Origin of the sequence: Lachnoclostridium sp. An169 (assembly GCF_002160525.1) — a bacterium.
In the GTDB taxonomy this organism is placed as follows: domain Bacteria; phylum Bacillota; class Clostridia; order Lachnospirales; family Lachnospiraceae; genus Mediterraneibacter; species Mediterraneibacter cottocaccae.
In genome coordinates, this window is sequence record NZ_NFKT01000064.1 from 1 (window position 1) to 5,303 (window position 5,303).

Annotated in this window: 2 protein-coding genes; both read right to left on the reverse strand. The window is 50.0% G+C overall.

Annotated features, from left to right (window positions below; all coding sequences use genetic code 11):
* A partial coding sequence (locus B5F07_RS21995; protein ID WP_087163310.1) for an InlB B-repeat-containing protein occupies window positions 1-4,678 on the reverse strand: 4,678 nt, incomplete at its 3' end.
* 66 nt (window positions 4,679-4,744) lie between these two features.
* Window positions 4,745-5,303, reverse strand: a 559-nt coding sequence (locus tag B5F07_RS23245; RefSeq protein WP_242972631.1) for a hypothetical protein, incomplete at its 5' end; no start/stop codon positions are given.

The window sequence follows — 5,303 nt, forward strand, 5'->3', positions numbered from 1 at the left end:
CAGTCGGTTCACCCGGATTCTCCTCCTCGATCGGCACCAGTGCGTCCCTTGCTGCCGCCAGTTCTTTCTCTGCCTGATCCACTACTGCCTGGTCGTCCACAGACAGGGATGCATCTGCAAGCACTGCATTTGCCTGCGCCAGCGCCACATTGAACACTGCCACGGACTCCTCAGTATATTTCGTCAGATCCAGATCTTTGAGGCTGTCAACAAGCTTCTGCAGATTGTCCTTGTTTGCTTTGTATCTCTGCATGAGGATTGCATCGAGCAGGTCGTCGGCTGCCTTCTGTACATCTTCTTCCAGAGCGTCACCGTCTTCATACACAACTTTTGCCTCAGCGAGTTCGTCTTCCAGCTTCTGCCAGTTCTTTTCCACGTATCTGTCTGCGTCCTCGCTCATCGCTTCCGCGCGTTTGATCAGCTGTTCCAGGTTTGTCTTATCTCCCTGGACAACTCCTAATCCCCAGATTCCTTCCAGAAGGTTGTCCCAGGCTGCCTCTACTTCTTCCATTGTCGCGTCCGGATCGTCAAGCACCGCTTTTGCCTGCTCTACTGCTTTTTCAAAAACTTTGACAGCACTGTTTGTCACGCCGTCGGTAGATAATGTGAGCGCATAGTCATATGTCTTCTGTAGCAAAGTCTTGTTGGCCGGCTCTGCGGGATTCTCCGATTCACCATCCGCCACAAATTCTGCCGTAATCTTCACATCCTGTTCCGGCATAACAAAAGTATATCCTCCCTCATCCTCTGACGGTGTCAGCATGTACTCTGTTCCGTCTTCTCCGGTCACTGCAAGGGAATCTGCATCCAGTTTATAGCCCGTGTATGCCTGTGTATATACGGTCACTTCATTTCCACTGTGCTCTCTGGAATAGTCCAGTGATACATTAGTCGCAACATCACCGTTCTCAATAGCATCACGGTCGATATCAATATCATTTGTCGCACTCAGAGTAATCGGATCGCCAATCGTCTCATCCAGGTTGGACTTGTTTACTTCCTGAAGAATCCACTCCTCATCCGGAACCGTCTCTGTCAGTGTCCACACTCTTCCGTTCACCCATGATGCCTGCATTGCTGCCTGGACTTCTTCGGTATAATCGCCGTTTACGACAAATGCGCCGTTCTGAATGGCGTTGTTCCATGTCTTAATCATCTCCGCCATATGCGGATACTGATTAAATGTATTCCGGTTCACATACCAACCTGTTCCTGCATTCCAACCGCCCTTCATGGCAAGGTTCATCAGCAGGTTTGCTTCGCTGTAGCCGCCGTGGTTGCCATGGTCATAGGACCATCCAAGCATTGCCGGGAAGAAGTTCTGTCTGTAATAACTCAGATAGTTGAGCATCTGGTTCAGCGGTGTGTTGGATTCGCCCCAACTGATTCTGGAATGTACATCCCATACACTGGTGTTCATATCACTTGCCTCAGTGATAAATCCGTCTGCATTTCCCGCCGCTTTGTTATTGTAGTACACCTCTTCCATGTACAGTCTCGGCAAAAGTGTGCTGTAGACTGACATCTTGGTAGACTCAAAGGAGTCATACGACATCGCATGGATTCCCACTTCATTGAACACGGTATCAAGGCGGTCCATAACCGGATCAAGAGACTCCCAGCCTCCCACCAGACTACCGTAATAGTACCACAGCTTATACGCGTTTACCCCCTTGTCGTGATCTGCAGCTGCCGTGCCGTTCCCGCCTCTGGAGCATCCGGTCAGTGCCCACTCATCATCGCTGATCTGAGAGCACTGCGTATACGTAAGGAACTCTGTACCGATCCTCACTTCTTTTCTTCCGCCGCTGGCGCCGACTACTTCATCCGAGAACGGATATCCGTCTGCCACATAGATGGTCGTATCCGATGCGGACACATCTCTTGTCAGTTCTGCAAATCCTGCGTAGGACAGCATATCCGTAGCTTCCGGAGTCGCTTTTCCGTCATGATAGCTGATCAGATTGGAGAGCGTATGTGTCCCCAGGTATACCCCATACTGCGCAGCCTCTTCCACCATGGCTTTCGCGTTTTCGTCTGATCCGCCAAAATTTCCGTTAAACTGGAAGGAACCGTCCGACGTCCACGGACCTGACGCGCCGTACTGTCCATATAATACTTTAATTCCCGCTGCATTTGCCATCTGGGCATCATTTGCTACATTTCCCCAGATTGCATCGTTAAATACAAGGAAATCCTGTGCCGTCTCAATGGATTCCTTCTGCCATACACCATTGATTGTCGGATGAGGCAGCCCTTCCGTAGTCTCAATATCGGAGATTACATTCAGAATATTATCGCTTCTCGTTCCATACACTGCGATGGAGGAACCGATCATACTTGCCAGTTCATCCGCATGCTCGCCTGTCATTGCCGGCTGAAGCTGTGCCGTCTCCTGATAACTGGAAACTGTACGGATTGTATCCTGTGTGTAATCCCAGGAATATGCCTGCAACGCACTTCCCCATGTGGAGAATGCTGCAGTGTTGTTATAAATACATCTTGTCACCCTCGGGTCTGCGTAACCGTTTACCGGCTCCAGATTCGGCGCATAAAAATCCTCCTTATACTCAATCGGCCATCCGCCGATGGTCTTTCCATTCAGCATATGCATACCGATTGCATACTCGTCGTCATACGCTGTACCTACTGTCTGTCCTCCGGTTGTTATCGTGGTTTTGACCGGTCCCCAGAGAACTGCCTGCAAAGAAACGCTGTCCGGTTTTGTCACTTCTTCCAGAGTCAGAGAGGTATAATTTCCGTTGTCCTCCACCGCTACAACAGCCTCCGCATTGATCGACGCGAAACCAAAGGTAAGCTTTCCATTTTCTTCGTCATAGCTCAGTGACGTCGGAGTTTCAATGTTATACTCCGCGATCAGAGATACCAGACTGCGCACCTGATTATCCGGCTCCAGATTATAATAGTCTGTTCCGTCCAGTTCGCTGACCAGATTTGTTACATTTCCATGGCTGTCCAGAGTAATGTTAAGAAGTCCCGCATGAATCTGCGCCGCATCAGGCTCAGCCGGATCAATCCATGTCGCTGTAAGTGTAATATCTGCCGTAACCGGTGCGGAGAAGTTATACGGCTCTCCTTTTAACTTCCAGCCGGCAAATACCTTGCCCTCTTTTTCCGGATCCTCTGGTTTTGAAACAGCAAGTCCGTTTGTCACCTCGACCGGATCAACCTCAGAGCCCCCGTCCGTGTCAAATGTCACGGTGGAAGTTCCCACCTCTTTCCAGTTAGCAATCAGGTTCAGATCTCCCGATACAGGTGTGGCAAAATCCCACTCGTCGCCGCCGGCCTCATTCACGGTCCATCTGTCAAACAGGAATCCCGGTACAGAAGAAACCGGATCTGCCGGTCTTGATACGATTGTTCCCTCATCAACAGAAACAACCTCTGTTCTTCCGCTGCCATCATTATAGTCGAAAGTTACCAGGAAACGGTTAAATGCCTGAAGCTGGATCATCTGCGGAAGCTCATTGCTGCTCTGCCCGCTGCACCACCATCTGATATACTGTACCTGTACCGGCTCGAAATCAATGGTTTTTCCATCATTCGTCTCCGCATAACTGCTGTCATGCCCCGCGGATACACCGGTAATCGTTCCGTTTTTCAGTTTTCCGCCGCATACAGTCTCACCGGAATTATCCGGATCCTGCCCGGCCCTGTTTTCCGCATCAGAATTATAAACATTCCGCCAGTCTGTACCGTTCTCCGAAACCTGTACAATCTGGTTCAGATATGACGCACCGACTTTACTCCAGACTTTTATTGTAGTAAGAGTCTTGTTCTCTCCCAAATCCAGAGTCAGATAAACACTTTCTCCTTCATTTCCGCCCGGATTATTCGTCGGAGCTTTCCAGTGGTCGGAATTGGCCTGTCCGTTTGTGATTTCCTGAAGGTCGTTGTTGCTCCAACCTCCCCACCAACCATTTGTCGCCTCGCCTTTAGAGTTGAATTCCGAGCCTGTGACCGCTGCGCCATATGCAAGATTTCCCTCAGGAATCTGTACTTCCGGTTTCTCTTGCGCTTCGCTTCCATATACTTCCAGTTCACATAGACCCATACTGTTCGGCCAGTAGTTCTTAGGCCGGTCAGACATATTTGAGCCATGCTGATAATATCTTACATATCTCGCATTTGTCTGTTCAAAGTTAATGTCTTTCCCTTCGATAAGACTGGGCTCCGCTGTATCGCTTCCTATTCCGAATCCGAAAAAATCACTCTCATCGGTATTGTAGATAACCTTTGTTGATTCATCTTCAAATTCCGGATCATTTGACACACAGATCACTACATTATATGGAGTATTTGTGTAACCTGCATCATAATCCGGACCAATCAGACCAGTAAAATGGATTCGCGAAATATCGTAACTCTCTTCCAGATCAATCGTAATATATGGCCTGATCTCTGTGTTTTCTTCCTCCGGCTGGGTATGATAAGTAAAACTGTTTTCCCAGCCTTTCACTACTTTACCATCTGTAATTTTGGCCGGATCATCTGTTTCACCCATATCCGGATTCACTGTTACCGGCTTATGCAATGCAAGATTACCGTCTGACAACTCTTCTGCATTCGCCTGCTGAAGCGGCAGGACTGCTGTCGTAATCATAGCAAACGCCGCCAACAGCGCCAGTGCTCTGCATTTTACTTTTTTCTTCCTCATGTTCTCCTTCTTTCCTCCTAATCCAATAATCTTTCTAAATATTGCTGCCCTCCTTTCACTCCGTTTTTATCTTCTGAACTTCCTTCTTCCCATTACAATCACTGCTCCTGCTGCCACTGCCGCCAGTGCCATTGCTGCTGCCGCTGCCGCAACCGGGGCTGTATCTCCGGTCTGCACGGTATTCTGACCGTTCTGAGCATCCGGCGTCTTCTGTCCGTCCTGATCCGATGTTGCCGAATTGCCGTTGTCTGTTCCCGGATTATTCCCGTCATCGGAATCTCCCGGATTATTCGGATTGCCTGGATCACTCGGATCACTCGGGTCGCTCGGATCGCTTGGGTCACTCGGATCCGTCGGGTCACTCGGATCGCTTGGATCACTCGGGTCACTCGGATCGCTCGGATCACTTGGATCACTCGGGTCACTCGGATCCTCTGGATCGGTCGGATCGCTTGGGTCGCTCGGATCGCTTGGGTCACTCGGATCCGTCGGGTCACTCGGATCCGTCGGGTCACTCGGATCGGTTGGCTCTTCCGGATCGGTCGGATCAGTCGGTTCACCCGGATTCTCCTCCTCGATCGGCACCAGTGCGTCCCTTGCTGCCGCCAGTTCTTTCTCTGCCTGA